Genomic DNA, 22,993 nt, shown 5'->3' on the forward strand with positions numbered 1-22,993 from the left:
GATTGATTTTACTGCAATTTATGGATTACGAGTAATACCTCAGCAGTCATTTTTAATGAATATTCACGTAACTTAGAATTTTGTCCGTACATTGCTTTCTAATATTTGTATATAAAATTTTTACTTAACGAGTAGATTAAAAATTAAAAAATCCCGCCATTTAGCGGGATTTTTTTTAATGTAGCTGATCTATCAAACTTTATGATCATTCCAGCGGTTCATGCGCTTGAAAGTTCCGATATCATTAAAGCGTACACCCACTTCTTTCATGACTTTATGCGCCGTTTTAGAGGTCAACTGACGTATATAAAAGGGTTCTTTGACCACAAAATGATGGATCGCATGAGTTGAACCGAAATTACAGCAAAATAACTGGAATGGCACCATCCACCATGGATTCAGTACCTGAGTCTGCTTGATGACATCGCGTGGATCAATATCACCATAATAATGCATATTGGAGCTAACGAATTGCAGGCTAAAAGAACGGATAAAATTCGGAATGATCCAAATTACTGCCAAGAAATTCACGAGAGGCATAGCTTCGATGATACTTTCCGACCAAAGCATTTCATAACCAAAGATTGGTGCAACAGCATTGCCTACATGAAAAACTACAAATAAATAGCACAGACCATAATAAATCATGCTTAATGGCAAGAAGCCCAAGAGCTGAGAAATCATTGTAACTTTACGTTCTTTTTCAGGTTGTTTTTCCATAAAAAGATGAATCATTTTAAACATCTGAAAAGGACGCAAATACACTGACATCAACTGGTCACTGATCACTAGAATGCGGCGAATCCCCCATGGCATACCATTACTGATGCCACGTTCTTCAAGATCATATTCAGTGCCTGAATATTTATGGTGATGCAAATGCATGCGTCGGCGAGCCCATGGACTAATCGTATTTGGACGAGCCAGCCACACTAAAGCCAACATCAAATGATGTGCCCAAGGCGTTTTTCTGAAATACATATAATGAATCAAATCATGTTCCAATTCATGTGTCAGTGATGCAAAAATTGCAATCAATGGAATGGTGAACCACGCCGAAAGATAACCATATCCATATGCCAATGCGCATGCGATCATCCCCGTCCAGGCAAAACCTAAAATACTCGCACCAATAAAATTCTGATGTTTGAGTATAGGATAACGGGTACGTATTTCTTCCCCGGCCTGTGTAACGATATTTCTGACCTTAGAGATTCGCTGTTGGTCAGTCATATCCGAAGATGTAGACATATGGACAACCTTTGATTTCTGAACAGTTGTACATTAAAGGAATTTATAAAAAAGAGAAGTTATCTTTCCACTTTCGCAGCGAGTATGTCCAAGTTTTGGGCAGTTTTAGTAATTTTTTTAAGATCAAGAATAAAGCAGAAAAATAAGGAGATATTTTCTATAAAATTTATCGTCTAAAAATTCTTTTCTAAAAAATTTAATTATCTCTATTCTGATAAAATTTTTATTTTTATATAGAAATAAAATTTATTCATCATCAAAGTGTTAATGACTTTTAGGAATTTAACTAAACATCTTAATAATTTATAACGCCTTTAAATCCGATACCAGAATTATCCAACCTACTTTTATCCAAATTTTTAAATACTAAAAATTAAAAAAGCCCCTGATGGAGCTTTTTTGAATTGAAGTTTTAACCTAATTTATTGACTAATTTTAGCGGCAATACTTTCATTGCCAGACCGAGTGGCAACCAAGGCCATTTCGGTACATAGGCTTTGACTGGCGCTTTCTCAATTTCTTCTGCCAATAAACGTGAACCCGTTTTCTCATCCACTTCAAACGGTAATTTTTTCGCGCCTTCATTGATTTCAGTACGAATATAGCCTGGGAAAATGGTCGTAACTTTAATTGGTGTATCAATCAATTCAGCACGAATGCCTTCAGCCAGATGTGCAACCCCAGCCTTACTTGCGCCATAAGCGGTCAAGTGTTTTGGCATACCACGCATTGCGCTCATCGATGAAATCATCACCAGATGACCAGAGTTTTGTGCGCGGAAAATTTCCACTGCAGCTTCACATTGTGCCAATGCAGAAATAAAGTTGGTTTCGACAGTGGCTTTATTGATTGCAAAATTACCTTTACCAATCCGGCGGCCTTCACCTACGCCGGCATTGACAATAATCCGGTCAATGGTGCCAAAGTCTTCTTTAAAGGCACGGAAAACTTCAAAAACCTGATCATAATTGGTCACATCCAGTATTTTGGCAATGACTTTAATATCATATTGGCTTTCGAGTTCCTGCTTCAAAGTTTCCAAACGTTCCAGACGACGTGCACAAATCGCCAGGTTATACCCTTTTTTTGCAAATTCACGTGCCATACCGGCACCAATCCCTGAACTTGCACCAGTAATTAAAATCGTTTTAGCCATATTTTTACCCTATCCCTTTATTTTTTTCTAAGGTGTTTTATCTTCAAAAATTTTTAAATCCAGGTTAGCAGGTCTGGACGTTGTGCTTTAATAAAATGATGTTCATTCAAGCTGAGTAGCTGGGGTTCATTTCCGACCAGACGTAATGTAGTAATGCTGGTATTGGTAATTGCCCAGTTTAAAGCGAAAGTTTTCTCTGGACTCAGACCCAGGATTTTGCCTACCGCGACAGAGATGACACCACCCGAGGTATACACGATTGCATAGCGCGGTTTAGTTTGCGCAAGCTGGTCACATAAATTTTGCAAACCGGTTTCTACACGGCTTTTAAAATTGGGCCAGGATTCATCATATTCGTGGTGATAATCATCACAGGTCCATCGAGCAATCGCTCCACTAAAGATTTTGCTCAAATAGTCTCGCGGATTGGCATGTTCTGAGACATCCTGCTTCAGCAGTTCTGGCTGATTAAAACGCGGTTCATAACGGGCAAAGACCTGCTGATGATTAAACTCATTCCAGGCACTATCGGTCAAAATCTCGCTTTCAGGAAAACATTCTTCTAGAGATAACTGCGCCGTTTGTTGATGACGTTGCATAGAACCAGCCACTACATACGGTGCTTCTTTCAGAATTTCATCAAAATAACGACCGAGCAATTTTGCCTGTAGTTCCCCATTTGGCGAAAGCTGATCATAACTGGCTGCTCCGAAAGATGCCTGTCCATGCCGGATCAAGTAAATGGTGGTCATTTTTGCATTAACTCTTTAAATTTCAGGATATATTTTTGTGCAATGTCATTGGCTTCAAGCTTTTGTAGACCAATCAGTTTTAATGCACGGATATGCAAGGCATGAATCACTACCCAAAAATCCTTAAAGGCCGGATTGTTGGTTTGTTTGTGGTAATAACGGTAATAGATCTGCTGAGCAATCACTGAGAGACGGAAAATCCCAAACACTTCATAGAATGTCCAGTTTTCCGGTTGCAGACCGGTTTTCTCCAGATAGTAATCCACCACTTCTTTACGGGTAAACATACCTTTTAAATTGGTGGGCTGACGACGTGTTGCTTTAAAAATGGCATTGTCCGTATCTTCTACCCAATAAGCCAAGGCAGAACCCAAGTCCATCAGCGGATCGCCCAGAGTGGCCATTTCCCAGTCCAGCACCCCAATAACTTCAGTTGGATTTTCTGGATCCAAAATGACATTATCAAAACGCCAGTCATTGTGAATGACACAGGTTTTAGAATCAGATGGAATATTATCTTTCAGCCAGTTACGCACGTATTTAAAAGATGGAACATTTAATGTTTTGGCTTTTTCGTAACGTGCATCCCAGCCTTCTACCTGACGACGGCAATAGCCTTCACCTTTGCCTAACTTTTCCAGTTCTGTACCAGTGTAAGGAACTTGGTGTAGTTCGATCAGCTTATCAATCACATTAATACATAGAGTCTGGATATCTGGTTCAGTCAGTTGTAATTCAGGCGGCAGCTTGGCACGCGGAATAATACCTTCAATGCGTTTCATCACATAAAAATCACAGCCAATGACTGATTCATCCTGACAAAGTGCCACCATTTCAGGTACGACTGGATAGTGTTCAGCCAAAGCTTTTTGTACATGATATTCACGTGCCATGTCATGCGCAGATTTAGCTTTAGTCCCTTGAGGCGGACGACGTAGAATCAAATCGGCATTGGCATATTGCAAACGATAAGTCCAGTTTGAAGCTCCACCGGAATATTGAGTAAGCTCTAAAGGACCTTCTACATTTACTCCTTGTTGATTTAACCAATCTGTGATGGCCTGTACATCCAGTTCCTCACCTTCACGAACTGATCCACCTACATCAATGACCGCCATAATTTTTCCTTAAAATCTTCTAATACGTTTCAATGTTCTGTATATAAAGCCAGCTTATTTTTTACGACGTGTGCTATAACCACGTTTTGCCAGTTCCAGCTTGGCAATCATACCTTTATGCACTTCATCCGGACCATCAGCCAAACGTAAGGCACGGGCTTGGGCAAAGAATCCGGTCAGCGGTGTATCACGAGAAACACCCGCACCACCGTGGATCTGAATCGCCATATCCACAACTTTTTCCAGTACACTTGGCGCAACGACTTTAATTGCAGAAATTTCAGTCAGTGCTGCCATATTCCCTAAAGTATCCATTTTATAGGCAGCATACAAGGTTAATAATCGAGCCTGATCAATGGCAACGCGAGCTTCTGCGACACGTTCCAGGTTACCACCCAGTTTTAAAATCTCTTTACCAAATGCGGTACGGCTCATACCCCGGTCAATCATAAGTTCTAATGATTTTTCAGCTGCACCGATGCAACGCATACAATGGTGAATACGGCCTGGCCCTAAACGCCCTTGGGCAATTTCAAAGCCTTGACCTGCACCCCCAATAAAATTCGAAACTGGAACACGAACATTATCGAAGCTGACTTCACCGTGGCCATGTGGTGCATCATAATCACCAAAGACTGGAAGCATCCGTTCAATTTTCACGCCTGCAGTATCGACTGGAACTAAAACCATGGAATGCTGATGATGACGGTCTTTGGATTCATCCGGTGTATGTGCCATAAAGATGATGATTTTGGCATTTGGATCACCCAAACCCGAAGACCACCATTTACGACCATTCAAAACAATTTCATCACCTTCAACTACTGCCGTCGCCTGCATATTGGTAGCATCACTTGAAGCCACAGCAGGTTCAGTCATACAGAACACTGAACGGATTTTCCCTTCCAGAAGTGGCATCAACCATTGCTGTTTTTGTTCTTCAGAACCATAGCGCCACAATACTTCCATATTACCGCTATCTGGCGCATTACAGTTAAAGACGGTAGGTGCAATCAGGCTTCGTCCAGAAAGTTCAGCGATATGTGCATATTCCTGAACGGATAATCCCTGACCTAATTCTGGACAAGGCAAAAACATATTCCAGAGACCTGCCGCTTTGGCTTTATTTTTCAATATTTCAAGCTCTGCCGGCCATTGCCATTTGGTCCAGTCGCCACCTTGATTCAGTTGATGCACCTGATGCCAGAAATCAGCCTCGACAGGTTCAATTTCATCAGTAATAAACTTTTTTGTTCTATTTAAATAATCCTGTGCTCGTGCAGACAACTCAAACATTGCTTTATCCCTCTGAATATTCTAATTCATACGCTTTACAAAACCTTAACCCAAAATATATTATGAATAAAATGATTTAATTCCATATAGCAGTATGCATAGTATTCATTCAAAAACCGTGATGGATCTACGAAATTTTCATCGTATTGATATTAATCTTTATCCACTTTTTATTGCCATTTACGAACAAAACAGTATTTCTAAAGCCGCGCAAATTCTATCGATAAGCCAGTCAGCGGCCAGTCATGCTTTACAACGTTTAAGACAGCATTTACAGGATGATTTATTTGTGCGAACGAGTAGCAAGATGCAGCCCACACCGTTTGCGGATCAGATCTATCCTGAAATTAAAAATGCACTTTTTGCGATTCAGAATATTTCAATGCAGCATCAGCAATTCAGACCGGAATTGATTCATAGCTTAAAAATCGCTGTACATGATGAAATTGAACCCATGATATTTCCAAAACTGGTTCAACATTTTCAAAAAATTAACCTGGATCTTCAGCTGAGTAGCATGAAACTCGACCGTAAAAATATTGCTGCAGATCTCGCCTCTCAACAGGTCGATTTTGTCATTGATCTGGAGCAAAGTATTAGTGAAAAAATTCAGTTTGAACGACTGGTACAAGATGAATTCGTGGTCTGTACACAACAAACAGAAATGAATGAACAGATTTATCTGGCCTCACCTCATATTGGCGTTTCCTCACGCCGTACGGGAGTTTTAGTTGAAGATATATATTTAAGTCGAAAACATTATTCCCGGCAGATTTTTTTACGTTGTCAGCACTATTCCACAGCCCTCCAAATTCTGGAACAGCAAAAGACTGCCATGCTGACAATTCCTAAAAATGTATTGACACATCTACAGTTAGCAAACTGTCTGAATATTTTTGACGTTCCTGTACAACTGCCGAAAATTAATATGGGGATGTATTGGCATAAAGAACTGCAAGAAAATAAAAGACATCAATTTTTAAGAAATGAAATTTATAAAATTTTTACTTAGGCTATTTATGAGATGATTTAAAATTGCTTAGGCTATTTTATTATCAAGTTTTAGGATTGAGATTGGCCTAATTTGATGGTGCTTAGGCTATTTTATCGGTACAAAACTAAACACTGATTGATGACTTTTTAAGCCTTATGCGGAGTGGCTTTGATCTAAAATGGCTCAACTTTTAGCTGTGTTTATGCGGCTGTTTTTGCTGATTTGGATCTTGCCCTTGTTACATCTCTCTACCACCTGGCAAATTGTGCTGGGCTTCGTACTTCTGTGTTTTTCCTATTATCTGCTGCATAAAATTACGGTGTATTTAAAGGACCTATTTCGCCCCTTTAAGAAAGGTAAGAAATACTGGTGCCGGGTTAGTACTGTCAGTGATGGCGATACCCTCACCTGCTACCGTTTTAATATCCGTCGCTCTGAGACCAAACTGCGCTTTGCTTATGTCGATGCACCTGAATCTTCACAGGCCTATGGTAAGGAATCGCTACGCCTGGTTCAAAGTATGGTTAAAAATAAAATGATTCGTGTACAAATTACTGATATTGACCGATATGGTCGCTGTGTCGGTGTGGTCTATCGTTATCGCAAGAATATTAATGAAGAGATTGTGAAACGTGGTGCGGCATGGGTTTATGAGGAATATATCCGGGATAAAAACCATTTACGCTATATGATGGAACTACAGAATAAAGCCAAAAAGCAGAAAAAAGGGTTATGGAAAAATAGCCGCCCTGTCCGTCCAAGTGTGTATCGTAAACAGATCAAAGCCTCATCTTGATTTTAAAGATCTAAAATTTAGCTTATAAAAAAGGGATCTGTACTAACAAATCCCTTTTGCTTGTTCAGTTCATATCATGACCTAATAGGCCAAATGCACCAGAAAGCGGAATGCCCCTGCAATAAGTGCCAGTGTCAAAAAACCTGCAAGCCATAAGCCTACAAACCATACTATCTGTTTGCGTGTCATACCTGCTCCTTAATGATAACCATCATCACCAACACGCACCTTGTGTCGGAATACCCAATAGGACATGCAGGTATAAATCACGATAATCGGAATCAGGACTAAGGCTCCAATCAAAGCAAATAACTGACTATTTTCATGTGCCGCTGCCTGCCAGATCGTGACTGATGGTGGAATAATATAAGGCCACAGACTAATCAGAAAACCGGTATATGCCAGGAATACCAGCACTAACATATAGGAAAATGGACCTAGTTCACTGCGTCTTTTACAGGCACGTAAGGCCAGCCAGGTAAACAATATGACCAGGATCGGTACGGGCATAAAGTAGGTAAATTGAGGCTGGCTGAACCAGCCCTCCGCAATTTGCGGATGGGTCAACGGCGTATAGACACTAACAGCACCTAGAATAATCAATAAGGCTATAATCAGCTTCGGCATCAGTTTAAACATACGATCCTGTAAATCATCACCGGTTTTATAAATGAGCCATCCACAGCCTAATGCTGCATATAGCACCACGACACTGATTCCTGTAAAGATACTAAATGGACTGAGCCAATCCAGACCACCACCTACATAGACACCATTTCGTGTTTCAATTCCCTGAATATATGCACCCAGGATCATTCCTTGCAAGAAACTGGTGACGATCGATCCACCTATAAAAGCTTTATCCCACCAGTGTTTGCTTTTATTCGCCTTAAAACGGAACTCAAAAGCAACACCACGAAAAATCAAGGCGATCACCATCAGGATAATGGGCATATACAGTGCTGAGAGTATCGTCGAATAAGCCAATGGAAAGGCAGCAAATAATCCAGCGCCCCCTAGAACCATCCAAGTTTCATTACCATCCCAGACCGGAGCGACCGTATTCATCATGACATCGCGTTCATCCTGATGCGGGAAGAATGGAAATAGAATGCCAATGCCCAGATCGAAACCATCGAGAATAGTATAGACCAGTACACCCAGTCCAATAATCGCAATCCAAATTAATGATAAATCAATCATTTTTTATCCTCCTGATCCGGATGTTCAGGAACCTCTTCAATACGTTCGCGAATACTGCTCAATGGTCGACGGGAAGCCTGAACCACATCGCTATCCGATTCATGGTGTGGTCTGGAATGAATAAATTCTGGACCTCTATGCATTAGGCGCAACATGTAGAAAATTCCTACGCCAAAAACAACGCAGTACACCACCACAAAGATAATCAAGGTCAAACCGACCTGTTCAGCGGACACTGGTGATAATGCATCTTTGGTCCGCATAATGCCGTAGACAACCCAAGGCTGACGGCCGACTTCTGTGGTAAACCATCCTGCCAGCATGGCAAGAAATCCAGATGGACCCATGATGAGTGCAAAACGATGCAGACCACGTGACTCATAAAAACGTCCTCGGGTACGTGACCATAGTCCCCATAATGCAAGCAAGAGCATCAACATACCCATCCCGACCATAATCCGGAAACTCCAGAACACGACCAGTGAATTGGGACGATCTTCAGGCGCAAAATCTTTAAGCCCCGTGACTTTTCCATCCATAGAATGCGTCAGAATCAGGCTACCCAATTTAGGAATACCAATTGCATATTTGGTTTCTTCCGCTTGCATGTCTGGAATCCCAAACAGGTATAAAGGCATTCCTTCATCATGATTGGTTTCCCAATGGCCTTCCATCGCGGCCAGTTTGGCTGGCTGATGTTCAAGTGTATTCAGACCATGCATATCCCCCACAAAAATTTGTAAAGGTGCAAGTGCCAGAATCAGCCACATGGCCATGGAAAATGAAGTTTTAACTAAAGGATCGCGACGACCCTTGATCAGATGCCATGCCGCTGTTGAGGCTACAAGTAAGGCCGAGACTAGAAAGGCGGCCATCGCCATATGGGCCAGACGATAAGGAAAAGACGGGTTAAATACGATCGCTACCCAGTCCTGCGGGACGATTAGGCCGTTTTCAATCGCAAAACCTTGTGGGGTCTGCATCCAGCTATTGGAAGATAAAATCCAGAACATGGAAATACAGGTGCCGACTGCGACCATTAAAGTGGAGAAAAAGTGTGCTCGTGGGCCAACCCGATCCCAGCCAAAGAGCATGATGCCCAGGAATCCGGCTTCTAAAAAGAACGCAGTTAAAACTTCATAAGCCAGCAAGGGTCCGGTCACACTTCCAGCGACCCGGGAAAACTCACTCCAGTTGGTTCCGAACTGATAGCTCATTACCACACCGGATACGACGCCCATACCAAATGCAACGGCGAAAATTTTGACCCAAAACTTGAACAGATCCTGAAAAATCGGATTTTTAGTCTTTAACCAGCGCCATTCCAGAATAGCCAGAAAACTTGCCAATCCGATTGAAATTGCAGGAAAGATAATATGAAAAGATACAGTAAAGGCGAACTGTATACGTGCTAACTCTAATGCAGTTAAACCCAGAGTCATAAACTTCACCTATGTAGTGTTATTTGGCATATCTGCCCTTCAGTTATTAAGTGATGGATTTTTCTAGTGCTTAGGTAGCTTAGGCTGAATCATTCTTAAAAGTATGTAGTCTTTTGTTGATTGTTTTTTAATCAGGTTGAAGACTTGTAATAACTTAGTCAAAAAGACGTTAACCATGCAAAAATTTTCAAAATTTCCCTCTTGTCTAATTGAATAAAGAGGCGTAAATTAGGCACAATTTAGTTAGCCAGGTTAACTATATGTTTCAACCCTCTTCCAGATTTCGTTCACTGTTGCTGCGTTGCGCACGACTCATGAGTGATGAAATCAATACTATTTTGTTATCCTCCCAACTTAATTATTCCTTATGGCAAGTGCTCTATACCATTCAATCCCAACAGCAATGCACACTGGTTGATATTTCAAGCTATTTAAATGTTTCAAAACCAAGCATAACCAAACGTATCCAGCATTTAAGTGAACTCGACTTAATCTGCCAGATCGAAACCGAAGATAAACGTCAAAAAGTATTTAAACTCAGCGAGCAAGGGGTTAAAACCTTTAACCTGTGTTCTAAACAGATTGATGCTTTTGAAGATCAGTTACTGCAACAGATTGACGCAGATGATCTGCAAAGCAGTAAAAATACTTTGGTTCAGCTGATTCAGCAATTACACCCTTCATCTCAGGAAACACCACAATGAGCCAAGATCAAGCCCGCCTATGGACCCCTAATTTCGTCCTGGTCAGTCTGGTTAATTTCCAGCTTGTTCTGGTGTTTTACCTGCTGGTGATTGTGATTGTCGGTTTCTCGGTCGCTGAACTGGGAGCATCGACTGCACAAGCCGGTCTGGTATCCGGTCTGTTTATTGTCGGAACGCTAATTGGACGCTTATTTATTGGGAAATTGCTGAATCGTCTAGGGCTGAAAAATACTCTGGTGATTGGCCTGACCGGCTTTTTGCTATTTTCCGGACTTTATATGATTCCGGCCAAACTAGAAGTGTTATTGGGTATTCGTCTGATCCACGGCTTTATGATGGGTATGGCCTCTACCGTACTCGGCACAGTAATTGCGCAAACCATTCCGGCAACACGACGTGGTGAAGGTATCGGTTATTTCAGTATGAGCAGTACGCTTGGTACAGCGATTGGTCCTTTTGTCGGGATTTGGCTGATGACGAATTTTAATTATCAGGTGATTTTTATCTTCACCACTATCGTTGCGCTCAGCTGCCTGATCTGCGGTCTGTTTATCCAGCCGCCGCGCCTTAAAGCGAGTGGTACATCAACTTCCTCTGTTCCACAATCTGCCAGTAAACTCGCTCAATATGTAGAGCCCAATGCCTTGCCGATTGCTGTCATTGTCCTGCTGGTGGCCACCTGTTATTCAGGCGTACTGTCCTTTATCCACTTCTATGCCAAGAACATCAATCTGGTTGAAGCAGCCTCTTTCTTCTTCCTGATGTATGCCTTTGCTATTCTGCTGTCGCGTCCTTTTACTGGCCCATTAATGGACCGTAAAGGTGAAAATATCATTATCTACCCTGCAATCGTGATTATGGCAGTAGGTATTCTGATGCTGAGTCAGACACAAAACTCTGTGATGTTACTGGCGAGTGCCGCGTTATTAGGTTTTGGTTTCGGGAATATCCAGTCCGTGTGTCAAACCATTGCTGTGAAAAGTACCACCTTGCAACGGATGGGTCTCGCCACCTCAACCTTCTTTATTGCACTGGATGCAGGTCTTGGTTTCGGCCCTTATTTCCTCGGCATGCTGCTGGATCAGGTGGGTTATCGTCAGCTTTATCTGTTCTCTGCATTGCTTACCTTTAGCTGTCTAATCTGGTATTACCTGCTGCATGGCCGCAAGGTTAAATCGACCTCAGTCAAAGCTTAAACGAGTTGATTCAATACTTTTTTAAACGGGCATCAAGCCCGTTTTTTATATCTCAACTTATTTTTTGGGAATTAGTTCAGCCTTTTTGATCATCATCGGATTTGAAGGCTTCGGACTAAAATGGTTAGAACGTGAAGTTTTCATTTACTGGATCATGTTCACTGGCTTCCTGCAAAGCATCGCCTCAACTATTTATACGCATTATTTACGTAAAGACATCTTTAGCTAATAAGTATGTTAAGAGAGACTTTCGAATCTCCCTGTTTATCAAAATCTAGAAACGTCGGCTAAAACGACGGCGATATTCTAAGGGTGTTAACCCTGTTTTTTTATAAAATAAACGCCGAAATGAGCTTGGATCCTGATAACCGACATTTTGCATAATCAGATCTATTGCCTGATCAGTTTCCTCAAGCCGTTTACGTGCTGCTTCAATGCGAATGGCTTGCAGATACTGGCTCGGTGCAATATTTAGCGCCTGCTTAAAATGCCGGATTAAAGTACGAGTGGTGACATTAAAACGTTCTGCCAGTGCATTCAAAGTGAATTCTTCATGAAAATGCTGCTCTAACCAGTCCTGAACTTTTTGCACCAGTTCATCATGATGAGGTTGACCAATCTTCATTAATGAATAAGACAATTGACTATCACGTCGATAATCAATCACAAAGGATTTGGCAGATTGCATGGCAACTTCAAAACCATAGAAACGTTCAATCAGATGCAAGCCTAAGTCAAACCAGGCCAAGCCTCCACCTGCACAGTAAATATTCTGATCCCGGCTAATCATCAGATCGGCATTGAGTTTGACCTGAGGATAACGGGCACGAAACATGTCCTGAAATCCCCAATGCGTTGTCGCCACACGTCCATCTAAAATGCCGGCTTCTGCCAGAAAGAAATTCCCGGTGCAGTTTCCAGCGATTAAGGTGGATTGTGTATGAGCGGAAGTTAAAAACTGAATCAGGCCTGGATTTTCATCCAGTACCTCTTGAATAGGTGCGGCAATGGTCGGCACTACCAGAATATCTGCTGTTTGAATCTCTTTATACGCACAATGAGCTTGCAATTCCAGACCATTAATGCAACGAATTGGCTGTCCATCTGGACTGGCGATCCTGACTTTAAACAGGCGTTGCACATCCTGCCGCTGAATCCGGTTCCAGCTGACGCCCGCCATAGCAAATAAATCGACGACACCCGTAATAGCCGAAGCTAAAGCACCATCAAAACCTAAAATCACTACCTGTTGCATATTTTTCTATTTGTCGTTTTTCACCCGTTTCATGTCATTATTGACAATCCTCCTTGATAAATGCAACTGCTAGTCTTGATGCTATCTCAAGGATTGTATATTCAGGATCGTACTGTGACTCAGCTGATTAATGATAAAGACCTCAATTTTCTGCTTTATGATGTTTTCAAACTCGAAGCCTTAACTGACCTGGAACGTTATCAGGATCATGACAAAAATACCTTTGATAGCATTCTGGAAACGGCAAAAGGCATCGCGACCGATTATTTTGCGCCGCATAATGCCAAGGCTGATCATCACGAACCGAGCTTTGATGGCAAACAGGTGAAGACCATTGATGAAGTGAAAATAGCATGGCAACAATTTGCTGATGCTGGCCTACTCTGCGCCCAGCATGATTACGCAGACGGCGGCATGCAATTGCCGACTTTGGTGAATATGGCCTGCAATGCCTATTTCATGTCGGCGAATCCTTCGACTGTTGCCTACTCTTTTCTGACAGCCGCTGCAGCAAATCTGATTCAGGCCTTTGCTTCTTCAGAACAAAAACAAATGTTCTTGCCGCATATGCTCAGTGGCCGCTTTGCCGGGACTATGGCGATGACCGAGCCGAATGTAGGTTCCTCTTTGGGAGATCTAACCACTAAAGCGATTTCTCAGGCAGATGGAAGCTATAAAATTAAAGGCCAGAAAATGTTTATTTCTGGTGGTGATCAGGACATTACTGAAAATATTGTGCATCTGGTTCTAGCTCGTATCCAAGATGCACCACAAGGCGTAAAAGGTATTTCCTTATTCATCGTGCCGAAACTCAAAACCAATACAGATGGCACTTTAGGTGAATCCAATGATGTCCAGCTGGCTGGCCTGCTACACAAAATGGGCTATCGCGGCACTACTTCAACAGTGCTAAGCTTTGGGGAAAATGACAATTGCTTAGGCTATTTAATTGGTGAAGCGGGGCATGGTTTAAAATACATGTTCAAGATGATGAATGAAGCACGTGTCGGTGTTGGTCTCGGTGCAGCCATGATTGGTTATCGTGGTTATCTGGAATCTCTGGACTATGCCAAAAACCGTCCTCAAGGCCGGCTGGTTCATGAAAAAACACCTGGTGCCAAGCCCGTGAATATCATTGAGCATACTGATGTCAAACGCATGTTATTGGCACAAAAGTCTTATGTTGAAGGTGCTTTGGCGCTGTGCTTATTTGCAGCCCGCTTAATTGATGAACATCAGGCTGCACAAGATGAAGATAGTGCCATTTTGCTGGATCTCATTACACCCGTGGTCAAGTCCTTCCCTTCTGCCTATGGTCCTAAAGCCAATGATCTGGCGATTCAGGTCTTGGGTGGTGCGGGCTATACGCGTGAATATCCGGTTGAGCAATGCTATCGTGATAACCGCCTTAATCCGATTCATGAAGGCACCTATGGGATTCAGTCTCTGGATCTACTAGGTCGTAAACTCTGGCAGCATAATGGCAAAGGTCTGACCCTGCTTATGCAACGCATCCAGAAAACCTTGTCTGAGATTCAGGATAGTAAGTTAACAGAACTGGCAGATGTCTATAAACAGCATCTTGCCACTGTGCAAAAGACCACTCAGGTTTTAGGTCAGGCTCTGCATCAAGGCAACGTTAGTGAAGCTTTGGCCAATTCTGGCCTATATCTGGATATGATGGGCAAAACTATTATTGCGTGGTTGTGGCTGGAAATGGCTAATCAGGCTCAACTTAACTTTGGCACATCTTCTCAACAGGAAGATCAAGCTTTTCTGGCAGGTAAAATTCAGGCAGCTCAATATTTTATTCAGTGGGAACTGCCTGAAATTGAACATCAGGCTAAATTACTGATGAACTTCGATGACACCTGTCTAAATATGCAAAGTGACTGGTTCTAATTAAAAATCAATAAAAATGCGCCTCGAATGGCGCATTTTTATTGATTTACATCATCAAGCCGCAGCGTCTTTTAGACCAAATTTCTTAAGCAGCTTGGCACGCTTCGAAGGCAGAATATTCGCTTTAGTCAGATCGCCTTGATAATGCTGATACACACGTTGATCCATCATCTTGTACCAAAATGGTGGAATCAGTGCTGGAATCAGCATGGTAGCATAACCACTTGGTAATTCTGGCGCTTCATCAAAATGTCGCAATGCCTGAAATGGCCGACTTGGATAGGCATGATGATCCGAATGGCGTTGTAACTGGTACAGGAACAGATTAGTCACGATGTTGTTATTGTTCCAGCTATGCTCGGGCAAGGTTCGCTCATAGGTACCATCCATTTTTTGCCCGCGTTTCAATCCATAATGCTCGATATAATTCACGATCTCAAACAGGCTGATGCCATAGAAGGCTTGGGTCAGCGTATAAGGAATAATTTTCTTGCCATACGTTTTCAACATCAAGGCATGATAGCCTGCACTCATGGCCCAGCCATGAAACAGTTCATTCTCCTGACTAAAGAATTTTAAGCCTTTACGTTCCAAACGTCTTTTTTCTATCTGAATTGCTGATTTCAAGCCACCCAATACGGTACGTGGCCAGAAACGGTAGAAAGATTCACCCATTTTCAAAGATGCCGGGTCTTCTGGCGTCGCCACCCTTTTATGATGTCCATAAGGATGCTCAATCCGGAAATGGTTATAGGCCAGTGGCATCAGGCTGGCATGCGACCAGTAATGGTCTTTTTTCTGAGAACGATGGCTCAGCTCGTGCGCAGTATTCACGCCGATTCCATTGATCGCCCCCATAGATACGCCAAGTAGAACCTGATCGACCAGAGAAACATTTGGGCGGGATACTACATAGCCTGCAAAAGCATTGGCAGCCATTTGCAAAGGAATAAACATCTTCACAATCTGGTCATAATAAGGATCTCTGACCAATGCCTGAATCTGCTCATCATTTGGATTATTGGCATCATCACCAATTAAAGCATCCAGAGTCGGGATAATCACATGAAATAATAAAGGTCCACCCATCGCAAAGACTTTTTTAGTGGCTTTGGGACCAAAATGATAGCCAGCCAGAATTCCCATACCGATCACAGGCAAACTGGGACTGAGCAGCCAGCCAAAACGTTTTTTATCCAGTTGTAAACCTTTCAGCGCTGACACATCCTGCGTGAACTGAGCTTTGCTAATTTGTGCAGGGGCATTCATTACGACCCTCCTTTTTTATGTTACTCTGCACATATAGTTGAATATTTCAGCATTAGCGAACAGTATTGAACGTCCAGAAAAACTATGTCAGCGTCTTTGGCGCAATAGGCCAAAACTTGGCCTTAAATCACAAGACTGGGCTATTTAAATTTAATTAAATGAATTAAAACAAAAGAATAGAGTCAGGCATGGATGCTTTAAGTAAAATTTTTGATGATATTCATCTGGAAAAATCAGAATATCTCTATCTCAATGTGTTTCATCCAGGCGGGTTTGATTATCGGTATGAACCTTCCATGCTGGCTTATGTGTTATTGCAAGGTCAAGCGCAATTAATATTTAAAGATGGTGATTTGCTTGAGCTGCAACAAGGTGATCTGGTGTTATTGCCTGCAGGTTCTGCCCATCGGATTTCTAGTCCCGGTAATGCAGATTTTTCTGAACATCATTCGATCAATTCTTATTTTCAGACTCATGCACAGCAATGTGTGGATCTCAATATCACCCATTCAGCAGAACGTAGTTTTATTTTGGCGATTCGTTCCAATCTGGATATCCAGATGGCGAAACCGCTATTGAGTGCTTTACCCAAATTTCTGCACATCCAGCATATTCTGGGAGATACAGCACCAGAATGGTTACAGGTCGGTTTGCAATTTCTGGCGCTAGAAACCCAACAACTTCGTCCTGGACGGGACAAGATTCTGGATCATCTGGTCAGTATTTTACTGATTGAATGCGTACGAGATTATATTTTAAATCTGGAAAATGCCTCAAGCTGGCTAAATGCCCTTTCGCATCCTGAACTATCCAATGCCTTGGCAGCGATTCATGGCAAACCAGAACAGCCTTGGACTGTAGAAAGTTTGGCTGAACAATGCCATATGTCGCGTTCCAAATTTGCCCAGCTGTTTACCCAGATTGTTTGTGAGCCGCCATTAGCTTATCTGCAACAGCATCGACTTCGACTGGCAGCACAATATCTCAGAAATAGCGGATTTAGTATTCAGCAGATCGCCTATCTGGTGGGCTATTCTTCGGAAACGGCGTTTAGTCAAAGCTTTAAAAAACAGTTTGAACTAACCCCGACCCAATATCGTATTGCCTGTCAGAAAAACAAGACGCCTTTATTGGACTAAGTCTAGTACCGCTTTGACAGGATCTTCACTATTGCCGGAAAGCAGCTGCTTATGCATGGTGAGATGCTGCATCACTTGAATTTGAGCTGCTTCAATATCCATCAATTTTTCAATTTCAGCAGCCAGATTTTCAGGCGTTGCTTCAGACTGAATTAATTCCTGAATGACTTTTTTGCCAGCGATAATATTTGGCAATGAGAAATAAGGAATTTTGACCAGTAATTTGGCAATCTGGTAAGTCAGCCAGTGCAATTTATAAAAGGTTACCATCGGACGATGCAATAACATGGCTTCCAGTGTCGCAGTACCTGAAGCCAGCGCAATGATATTGGACGCATTCATCACCTGTCGGCCAATTTTTGACTCGCTACTGGTATTTTCCATCAGGCGGATATGCACTTTTAAACTGTCCGGATATCGTGCCAGCAAGTTTTCAATTTGCTGTTTGCGCATCTCATTAATGGCAGGAATCAAAAACGTATAATCCGGGTATTTCTGATGCAGAATTTTGGCTGCATCCAGTACTAATGGTCCTAAACGTTCAATTTCACCACGGCGGCTTCCTGGCAGCAGTGCAATATACTTTTGCGTAGGATCCAAACCCAGTTCTGCCTGTGCTTCAGCCAGATCATTGTTGAGGGGTAACTGGCTTGCCAATGGATGACCGACAAAGGCAGCCGGAACATCCCATTTCTTGAAAAATGCTTTTTCAAATGGAAATAGGCACAGCACCAGATCAATACTGGCCTTGATGCCATGTACCCGGCCCTGACGCCATGCCCAGACCGAAGGACTGACATATTGCACGGTCTTAATGGGTAACTGTTTTTGCTTCAGGGTTTTGGAAAGTCGCAAATTAAAATCAGGCGCATCAATACCGATAAACACATCGACTGGATCTTTCGTCCAGGTCTCGACCAGACCATCACGAACTGCAAACAGTTTTTTAATATCTTTCAGGACTTCAACAATGCCCATGACCGAGAGAATATCCATTGGATAGTAGCTCTTGAAGCCTTCCGCCAGCATTTGTGGACCGCCGATCCCTTCAAACTCTGCATCAATACCCTGCTCTCGAAAACTACGGATGAGCTTCGCACCAAGCGTATCTCCAGATACTTCTCCCACCACGATTCCGATTTTAAGTTTCCGATTTTGCAAGTGTATTCCCTCGAATGAGACAAATTAATTCCGTTCAGATTCTATCATAAAGCGTGATTTGAGCATGCCTAAGTGTTGAACTCACAAATCGTGGCTATCCCAAATAATAAAACTCTGGAAGCTGTACAACGCTCGCGCCTTAGCCCAGCTTAAAAATTAAAATAAATTTAAAGCGGCTGATCTTTAAACAAATAAATCAAAAGGCATTTTGCAGAATCTTTATCAATTTTCGTACTTAGCAATAGAAAGGTGTGCTAGATGATTCAAATTAAAATATAAATCAGGATGAATTACTTTAAATTTTACAGTCTTTATCTCTTTTTAGAATAAGCAAATCAATAATCAAGACAACGACTTATATTTAAAAGTCATAAGATATGCTCGTTTTTTGATTTTGGCATATACGCATGTTTGGTCCGATTGAATTTATTTTAGCAGGTGTATTGGTTGGTTTCTGTGTCGGGATTACCGGTGTCGGTGGCGGTTCGTTGATGACCCCAATCCTGATTACACTGCTTCGGGTTGAACCGCATATCGCGATTGGTACAGACCTTCTTTATGCCGCAATTTCTAAATTTTGTGGTTCATTGGTTCATGCCAAAAAAATGAATATTGTCTGGCCTATTGTGATCTGGCTGGCCATCGGTAGTATCCCTGCCTCATTTGCGACCCATTGGGTACTAGAGAATTACCTCAGTCAATCGACACATTATAAAGCAACGCTGACCATGGTATTAGGCTTTATGCTGACCCTTACCGGGGCATCTATTATATTCCGCAATTCTATTGAAAAGTTTTTTAATAAATACCGCAAACAAGAACTGCCTGACATGACTCAGGATCTGGACAAAGTTGACTTTAAATCTGGTAATAAACGTGTCTTGATCGTGATCATGGGGATTGTACTGGGCGTGTTTGTGACCCTGTCATCTGTCGGTGCCGGTGCTTTCGGTATTATGGCCCTGATCCTCATGTTTCCGAATTTACCCATGATCCGCATTATCGGTTCGGATGTAGTACATGCAGTACTTCTAACTTTAGTCGCAGGTCTGGGCCATATGAGTGCTGGTAATGTAGACTTTACTTTATTAGGCTGGTTACTTTGCGGTTCTATTCCAGCAATTGTGATTGGTACACTGATCAGTTCACGTATGCCAGAGAAAATTATCCGTAAAATTCTTGGGATTACCCTGTTCTGTCTTGGCGTGAATTTCATTGTGAATCCAGTCAAGTCAAAACCGGCACAACCCGCCCAACCTGAATTGGTAACAGCAGTAGAAAAAACAGCTGCTGTTTAAACTAAATCATGGATTCATCACTTTTTTTTCAAAGAAGTATTCATCTTTTTTATAACAAAGTGACGCATTATTCATGTTATATTCAGGCTATTAAACAACCTTTTGTATGATCAAACCAGTGACGGCAATGAATACACTACAGTCAAAACCTATTTCAGCATCAGATATTGATGACGTGAATATCCAAAGCATGATTCCTTTGGTAACACCTGCTCAGTTGAAAGCAGAGTTACCTTTGACTGAAACTGCTTATCAAACCGTACTGCATGGTCGTGAAACGATTCGTAATATCCTGGATGGCAAGGATAAGCGTATTTTTGTAGTGATTGGTCCATGTTCAATTCATGATCCAGCGGCTGCGCATGAATATGCTGAACGTTTAAAAGCTTTAAGCGAAAAAGTAAAAGATAGCCTGTATATCGTAATGCGTGTTTATTTTGAAAAACCGCGTACAACTGTAGGCTGGAAAGGTCTGATCAATGACCCTGATATGAATGACTCTTTCAATATTGAGAAAGGTCTGCGTATCGGTCGTAAACTGTTACTGGAGCTGAATGAACTTGGCCTGCCATGTGCGACAGAAGCACTGGATCCAAACTCTCCACAGTACTATCAAGATCTAATTTCATGGTCAGCGATCGGTGCACGTACTACCGAGAGCCAAACTCACCGTGAAATGTCTTCTGGCCTGTCTTCACCAGTCGGCTTCAAAAATGGTACAGACGGCGGCTTAACTGTTGCGACCAATGCAATGCAATCTGTTAAACATGGTCACAGCTTCTTGGGCCTTAACGATCAAGGTCAGGTTGCGGTGATTCGTACTTCAGGTAACCCATATGCACACGTGGTTCTACGTGGTGGTAATGGTAAACCTAACTACGATGCAGGTTCAGTTGCAGATGCTGAAGCAACTCTTGCGAAAGCCAAAGTCAGCGGCAAAATCATGATTGATGCCAGCCACGCAAACTCGAATAAAGACCCGTACTTACAACCGCTTGTCTTAAAAAATATTACTGAACAAATTCTTGATGGAAACAAGTCAATTGTTGGTATTATGGTAGAAAGTCACCTGAAAGGTGGCCGTCAGGATATTCCTGCCAATCTTTGTGATCTGGAATATGGAAAATCAGTAACTGATGGCTGTATCGATTGGGAGACCACAGAAAAAGTGTTGCTTGACATGCATGAGGCATTGAAGGACGTTTTACCTAATCGTTAAACGAACTGACAAACGCCATCGACAAGATGGCGTTTTCATTTCTGAACAAGGAAAATTTTATCTGATGAATGAAATTGAAACTGCATTAAGTCAAATTGAAAATTTTCAGTTCATCTATGACCATCTGTTCAGCTCTGGTCAGCCGACAACTGAACAACTGAGGTTGATTAAAGAATACGGCGTCTCTACCGTAATCAATGTGGCATTAACAGATAGCGATCATCATCTGTTACATGAAGATAAAATTTGTCTTGATCTTGGCTTGAACTATATCCAATTGCCCATCTCTTGGGAAACTCCCTCAGATAGTCAGTGCCTACTGGTACTGGATCTGATTGATTATCTGGTCAAAGAACAAATGGTCTGGGTACATTGTACGCAGAATTATCATGTCAGCTGCCTGATATATCTATACCGTCAATACTATATGAATATGGATATGCCGACTGCGCAGGAATATCTGCATCAGCTCTGGGAACCGAATGAAACCTGGACCGGTTTAATTCATGCGGTTGCCCTACAGCTGCAAGGCCGTAAAGCAACACATGAACTGGAATTATCCCTGATTCATCCCAATAACTTCGGTTGATGTTATTTGTAGTGGATGATTAGAACAGTTGCCATAGACATAATACCTTCCTGACGGCCAGTAAATCCTAATTTTTCAGTGGTTGTGGCTTTAATACTGATTTGAGTCACATCCACATCCAGTACATCGGCAATGCTCTGACGCATTTCCAGATTATGTTTAGCCAGCTTTGGACGTTCACAGGCCACCGTAATATCGGCATTATTCAGGCGATAACCACGATCCAGAATTAGCTGATAGACATGCTTTAACAAGACCTTGCTGTCCGCACCCTTAAACTGCGGATCGGTATCCGGAAAATGTTGACCAATATCGCCCAGTGCTAAGGCACCTAATAAAGCATCACAAAGTGCATGTAAAACTACATCACCATCAGAGTGTGCTTTCAAGCCATGCGTATGTGGAATCTGAATACCTGCCAGAGTGACAAAATCACCTTCTTCAAATGCATGTACATCCAGTCCCTGACCAATACGAATTTGTGCAATCACTTTTATATCCTTTAGAAATAACTGATTGAAATCTTGTACACGACGTTTCTATTTCGCTATAGTTAGACCTAGCGTAACACAGTGAAAGTATAAGCGATCATGCTACTGAAAACTGATATAAATATGATGAAAATAATGGGACTTTTACTCGGGACAGGCCTTTTTGCTAGCAGCATTCATGCTGAATCGCTGGACTGTAGCAGTCATCATAACAATAACGCAGCCATGAAAAAGATCTGCTCAGCCTCTCTAGCTGAACCGCGTGAAAAACTGACAGATCAATATTTTACCGCTTTTCTGATTACAGATGCACCTGTTCGCTTGTTGCAAGATACCCAGCAACTATGGAGCACACGCTTACAGCAATGTAAAACGCTGGACTGCTTTAAACAGCAATTTGACCAGCGTCTGGATGACCTCAATATTTATATTTCTTTGAATCAGAGCCTGACTCAGCACTATCTGAAGTTTGAACAGGGCCAAATGGCCAAACAGCCGATTCATCTCAAGATTCATCAGCTGACGAAAGACCGCATCAAGATTGAAGGGGTCGCCTACCGTAATCCGAATAATCGTGCAGAAACCCAGACCATTCCTTTTCTGGCTTATACCACGACGGAAACTAAAAGCCAGATTACGGATAATGAGCATGACTGCAAATATAACTTTAATTATAGCAAGGCAATCTTGACGGTCAGTACTGAACAAAAAGGCTGCGAGCGCTTTAGTGGTATTTATCGTTTATATGATTAAACAGCTGAC

23 protein-coding genes are annotated in these 22,993 nt (G+C 42.1%); 11 read left to right on the top strand and 12 right to left on the bottom strand.

Going from position 1 to position 22,993, the window contains the following annotated elements; translation table 11 throughout:
* Window positions 1-192: 192 nt before the first annotated feature.
* The 5 genes from ACWM1W_RS08055 to ACWM1W_RS08075 all read right to left on the bottom strand — a co-directional run bounded on the left by ACWM1W_RS08055 (window position 193) and on the right by ACWM1W_RS08075 (window position 5,573).
* Window positions 193-1,251, bottom strand: a complete 1,059-nt coding sequence (locus tag ACWM1W_RS08055) for a fatty acid desaturase (protein ID WP_395521608.1) — start codon at window positions 1,249-1,251, stop codon at window positions 193-195.
* A 412-nt stretch (window positions 1,252-1,663) separates the two neighbouring features.
* The gene (locus ACWM1W_RS08060; protein ID WP_395521609.1) at window positions 1,664-2,407 is read right to left on the bottom strand and encodes an SDR family oxidoreductase; all 744 of its coding nucleotides are present in this window, start codon (window positions 2,405-2,407) and stop codon (window positions 1,664-1,666) included.
* Window positions 2,408-2,460: 53 nt separating this feature from the next.
* Complete coding sequence (locus tag ACWM1W_RS08065; protein ID WP_034171363.1) at window positions 2,461-3,159, bottom strand: histidine phosphatase family protein; 699 nt, start codon at window positions 3,157-3,159, stop codon at window positions 2,461-2,463.
* Window positions 3,156-4,277 carry a phosphotransferase family protein gene (locus ACWM1W_RS08070; RefSeq protein WP_034171364.1) on the bottom strand — a complete coding sequence of 374 codons (1,122 nt, stop codon included), beginning with the start codon at window positions 4,275-4,277 and terminating at the stop codon, window positions 3,156-3,158. The genes ACWM1W_RS08065 and ACWM1W_RS08070 overlap by 4 nt, the downstream gene beginning before the upstream one ends.
* A 54-nt stretch (window positions 4,278-4,331) precedes the next feature.
* On the bottom strand, window positions 4,332-5,573 hold the full coding sequence (locus ACWM1W_RS08075; RefSeq protein WP_375725495.1) for an acyl-CoA dehydrogenase family protein: 1,242 nt from the start codon (window positions 5,571-5,573) through the stop codon (window positions 4,332-4,334).
* Between the two features lie 94 nt (window positions 5,574-5,667).
* On the opposite strand from ACWM1W_RS08075, the gene ACWM1W_RS08080 reads away from it, so the two are divergent.
* Both ACWM1W_RS08080 and ACWM1W_RS08085 read left to right on the top strand, forming a co-directional pair.
* Complete coding sequence (locus tag ACWM1W_RS08080) at window positions 5,668-6,585, top strand: LysR family transcriptional regulator (protein WP_448765087.1); 918 nt, start codon at window positions 5,668-5,670, stop codon at window positions 6,583-6,585.
* A 160-nt stretch (window positions 6,586-6,745) separates the two neighbouring features.
* On the top strand, window positions 6,746-7,363 hold the full coding sequence (locus ACWM1W_RS08085; protein WP_375725497.1) for a thermonuclease family protein: 618 nt from the start codon (window positions 6,746-6,748) through the stop codon (window positions 7,361-7,363).
* 81 nt (window positions 7,364-7,444) lie between these two features.
* Here ACWM1W_RS08085 and ACWM1W_RS08090 read toward each other — a convergent pair whose 3' ends face one another.
* Genes ACWM1W_RS08090 through ACWM1W_RS08100 form a run of 3 tightly spaced genes read right to left on the bottom strand, consistent with a single transcriptional unit; the run spans window position 7,445 to window position 10,008 of the window.
* On the bottom strand, window positions 7,445-7,552 hold the full coding sequence (locus ACWM1W_RS08090) for a DUF2474 domain-containing protein (RefSeq protein ID WP_104426067.1): 108 nt from the start codon (window positions 7,550-7,552) through the stop codon (window positions 7,445-7,447).
* A gap of 9 nt (window positions 7,553-7,561) precedes the next feature.
* A complete protein-coding gene (gene cydB, locus ACWM1W_RS08095; RefSeq protein ID WP_375725498.1) occupies window positions 7,562-8,566 on the bottom strand; it encodes a cytochrome d ubiquinol oxidase subunit II in 1,005 nt (334 codons plus the stop codon).
* Entirely contained in the window at window positions 8,563-10,008 is a 1,446-nt protein-coding gene (locus tag ACWM1W_RS08100; protein WP_005235865.1) for a cytochrome ubiquinol oxidase subunit I, read from the bottom strand. The genes cydB and ACWM1W_RS08100 overlap by 4 nt, the downstream gene beginning before the upstream one ends.
* Before the next feature lie 260 nt (window positions 10,009-10,268).
* Between ACWM1W_RS08100 and ACWM1W_RS08105 the strand changes: the two genes are divergently transcribed.
* The 3 genes from ACWM1W_RS08105 (at window position 10,269) to ACWM1W_RS08115 (ending at window position 12,137) form a co-directional block, all read left to right on the top strand.
* Window positions 10,269-10,712 (top strand): MarR family winged helix-turn-helix transcriptional regulator, encoded by a 444-nt coding sequence (locus tag ACWM1W_RS08105; RefSeq protein ID WP_004785531.1) that lies wholly within the window; start codon window positions 10,269-10,271, stop codon window positions 10,710-10,712.
* A complete protein-coding gene (locus ACWM1W_RS08110; RefSeq protein WP_034171368.1) occupies window positions 10,709-11,908 on the top strand; it encodes an MFS transporter in 1,200 nt (399 codons plus the stop codon). The genes ACWM1W_RS08105 and ACWM1W_RS08110 overlap by 4 nt, the downstream gene beginning before the upstream one ends.
* Window positions 11,909-11,993: 85 nt before the next feature.
* Window positions 11,994-12,137 (top strand): hypothetical protein, encoded by a 144-nt coding sequence (locus ACWM1W_RS08115; protein ID WP_161792067.1) that lies wholly within the window; start codon window positions 11,994-11,996, stop codon window positions 12,135-12,137.
* A 45-nt stretch (window positions 12,138-12,182) separates the two neighbouring features.
* On the opposite strand, the gene ACWM1W_RS08120 is transcribed toward ACWM1W_RS08115, so the two are convergent.
* Window positions 12,183-13,163 carry a GlxA family transcriptional regulator gene (locus tag ACWM1W_RS08120; protein ID WP_034171369.1) on the bottom strand — a complete coding sequence of 327 codons (981 nt, stop codon included), beginning with the start codon at window positions 13,161-13,163 and terminating at the stop codon, window positions 12,183-12,185.
* A 78-nt stretch (window positions 13,164-13,241) separates the two neighbouring features.
* On the opposite strand from ACWM1W_RS08120, the gene ACWM1W_RS08125 reads away from it, so the two are divergent.
* Window positions 13,242-15,065, top strand: coding sequence for an acyl-CoA dehydrogenase (locus tag ACWM1W_RS08125; RefSeq protein ID WP_375725510.1), 1,824 nt, complete (start codon window positions 13,242-13,244; stop codon window positions 15,063-15,065).
* Window positions 15,066-15,119: 54 nt separating this feature from the next.
* On the opposite strand, the gene ACWM1W_RS08130 is transcribed toward ACWM1W_RS08125, so the two are convergent.
* Window positions 15,120-16,334 carry an alkane 1-monooxygenase gene (locus ACWM1W_RS08130; protein WP_375725499.1) on the bottom strand — a complete coding sequence of 405 codons (1,215 nt, stop codon included), beginning with the start codon at window positions 16,332-16,334 and terminating at the stop codon, window positions 15,120-15,122.
* Window positions 16,335-16,522: 188 nt separating this feature from the next.
* Between ACWM1W_RS08130 and ACWM1W_RS08135 the strand changes: the two genes are divergently transcribed.
* Entirely contained in the window at window positions 16,523-17,473 is a 951-nt protein-coding gene (locus tag ACWM1W_RS08135; RefSeq protein ID WP_262735757.1) for an AraC family transcriptional regulator, read from the top strand.
* On the opposite strand, the gene lpxB is transcribed toward ACWM1W_RS08135, so the two are convergent.
* Window positions 17,462-18,634 carry a lipid-A-disaccharide synthase gene (lpxB, locus tag ACWM1W_RS08140; RefSeq protein ID WP_375725500.1) on the bottom strand — a complete coding sequence of 391 codons (1,173 nt, stop codon included), beginning with the start codon at window positions 18,632-18,634 and terminating at the stop codon, window positions 17,462-17,464. The genes ACWM1W_RS08135 and lpxB overlap by 12 nt on opposite strands.
* Window positions 18,635-19,041: 407 nt before the next feature.
* On the opposite strand from lpxB, the gene ACWM1W_RS08145 reads away from it, so the two are divergent.
* The 3 genes from ACWM1W_RS08145 (at window position 19,042) to ACWM1W_RS08155 (ending at window position 21,740) form a co-directional block, all read left to right on the top strand.
* Window positions 19,042-19,932 carry a sulfite exporter TauE/SafE family protein gene (locus ACWM1W_RS08145; protein WP_262735755.1) on the top strand — a complete coding sequence of 297 codons (891 nt, stop codon included), beginning with the start codon at window positions 19,042-19,044 and terminating at the stop codon, window positions 19,930-19,932.
* A gap of 127 nt (window positions 19,933-20,059) precedes the next feature.
* Window positions 20,060-21,151: a 3-deoxy-7-phosphoheptulonate synthase gene (locus ACWM1W_RS08150; RefSeq protein ID WP_122959132.1), complete on the top strand. Its 1,092-nt coding sequence runs from the start codon at window positions 20,060-20,062 to the stop codon at window positions 21,149-21,151.
* A 64-nt stretch (window positions 21,152-21,215) separates the two neighbouring features.
* Window positions 21,216-21,740: a protein tyrosine phosphatase family protein gene (locus ACWM1W_RS08155; protein ID WP_375725501.1), complete on the top strand. Its 525-nt coding sequence runs from the start codon at window positions 21,216-21,218 to the stop codon at window positions 21,738-21,740.
* A gap of 2 nt (window positions 21,741-21,742) precedes the next feature.
* Here ACWM1W_RS08155 and ispF read toward each other — a convergent pair whose 3' ends face one another.
* Window positions 21,743-22,231, bottom strand: coding sequence for a 2-C-methyl-D-erythritol 2,4-cyclodiphosphate synthase (gene ispF, locus ACWM1W_RS08160; protein WP_005235881.1), 489 nt, complete (start codon window positions 22,229-22,231; stop codon window positions 21,743-21,745).
* Window positions 22,232-22,330: 99 nt separating this feature from the next.
* On the opposite strand from ispF, the gene ACWM1W_RS08165 reads away from it, so the two are divergent.
* Window positions 22,331-22,984: an A1S_1983 family putative colistin resistance protein gene (locus ACWM1W_RS08165; protein ID WP_005235883.1), complete on the top strand. Its 654-nt coding sequence runs from the start codon at window positions 22,331-22,333 to the stop codon at window positions 22,982-22,984.
* The last annotated feature ends 9 nt before the right edge of the window (window positions 22,985-22,993 follow it).

The organism is Acinetobacter sp. TW_SC_4, from assembly GCF_054861205.1.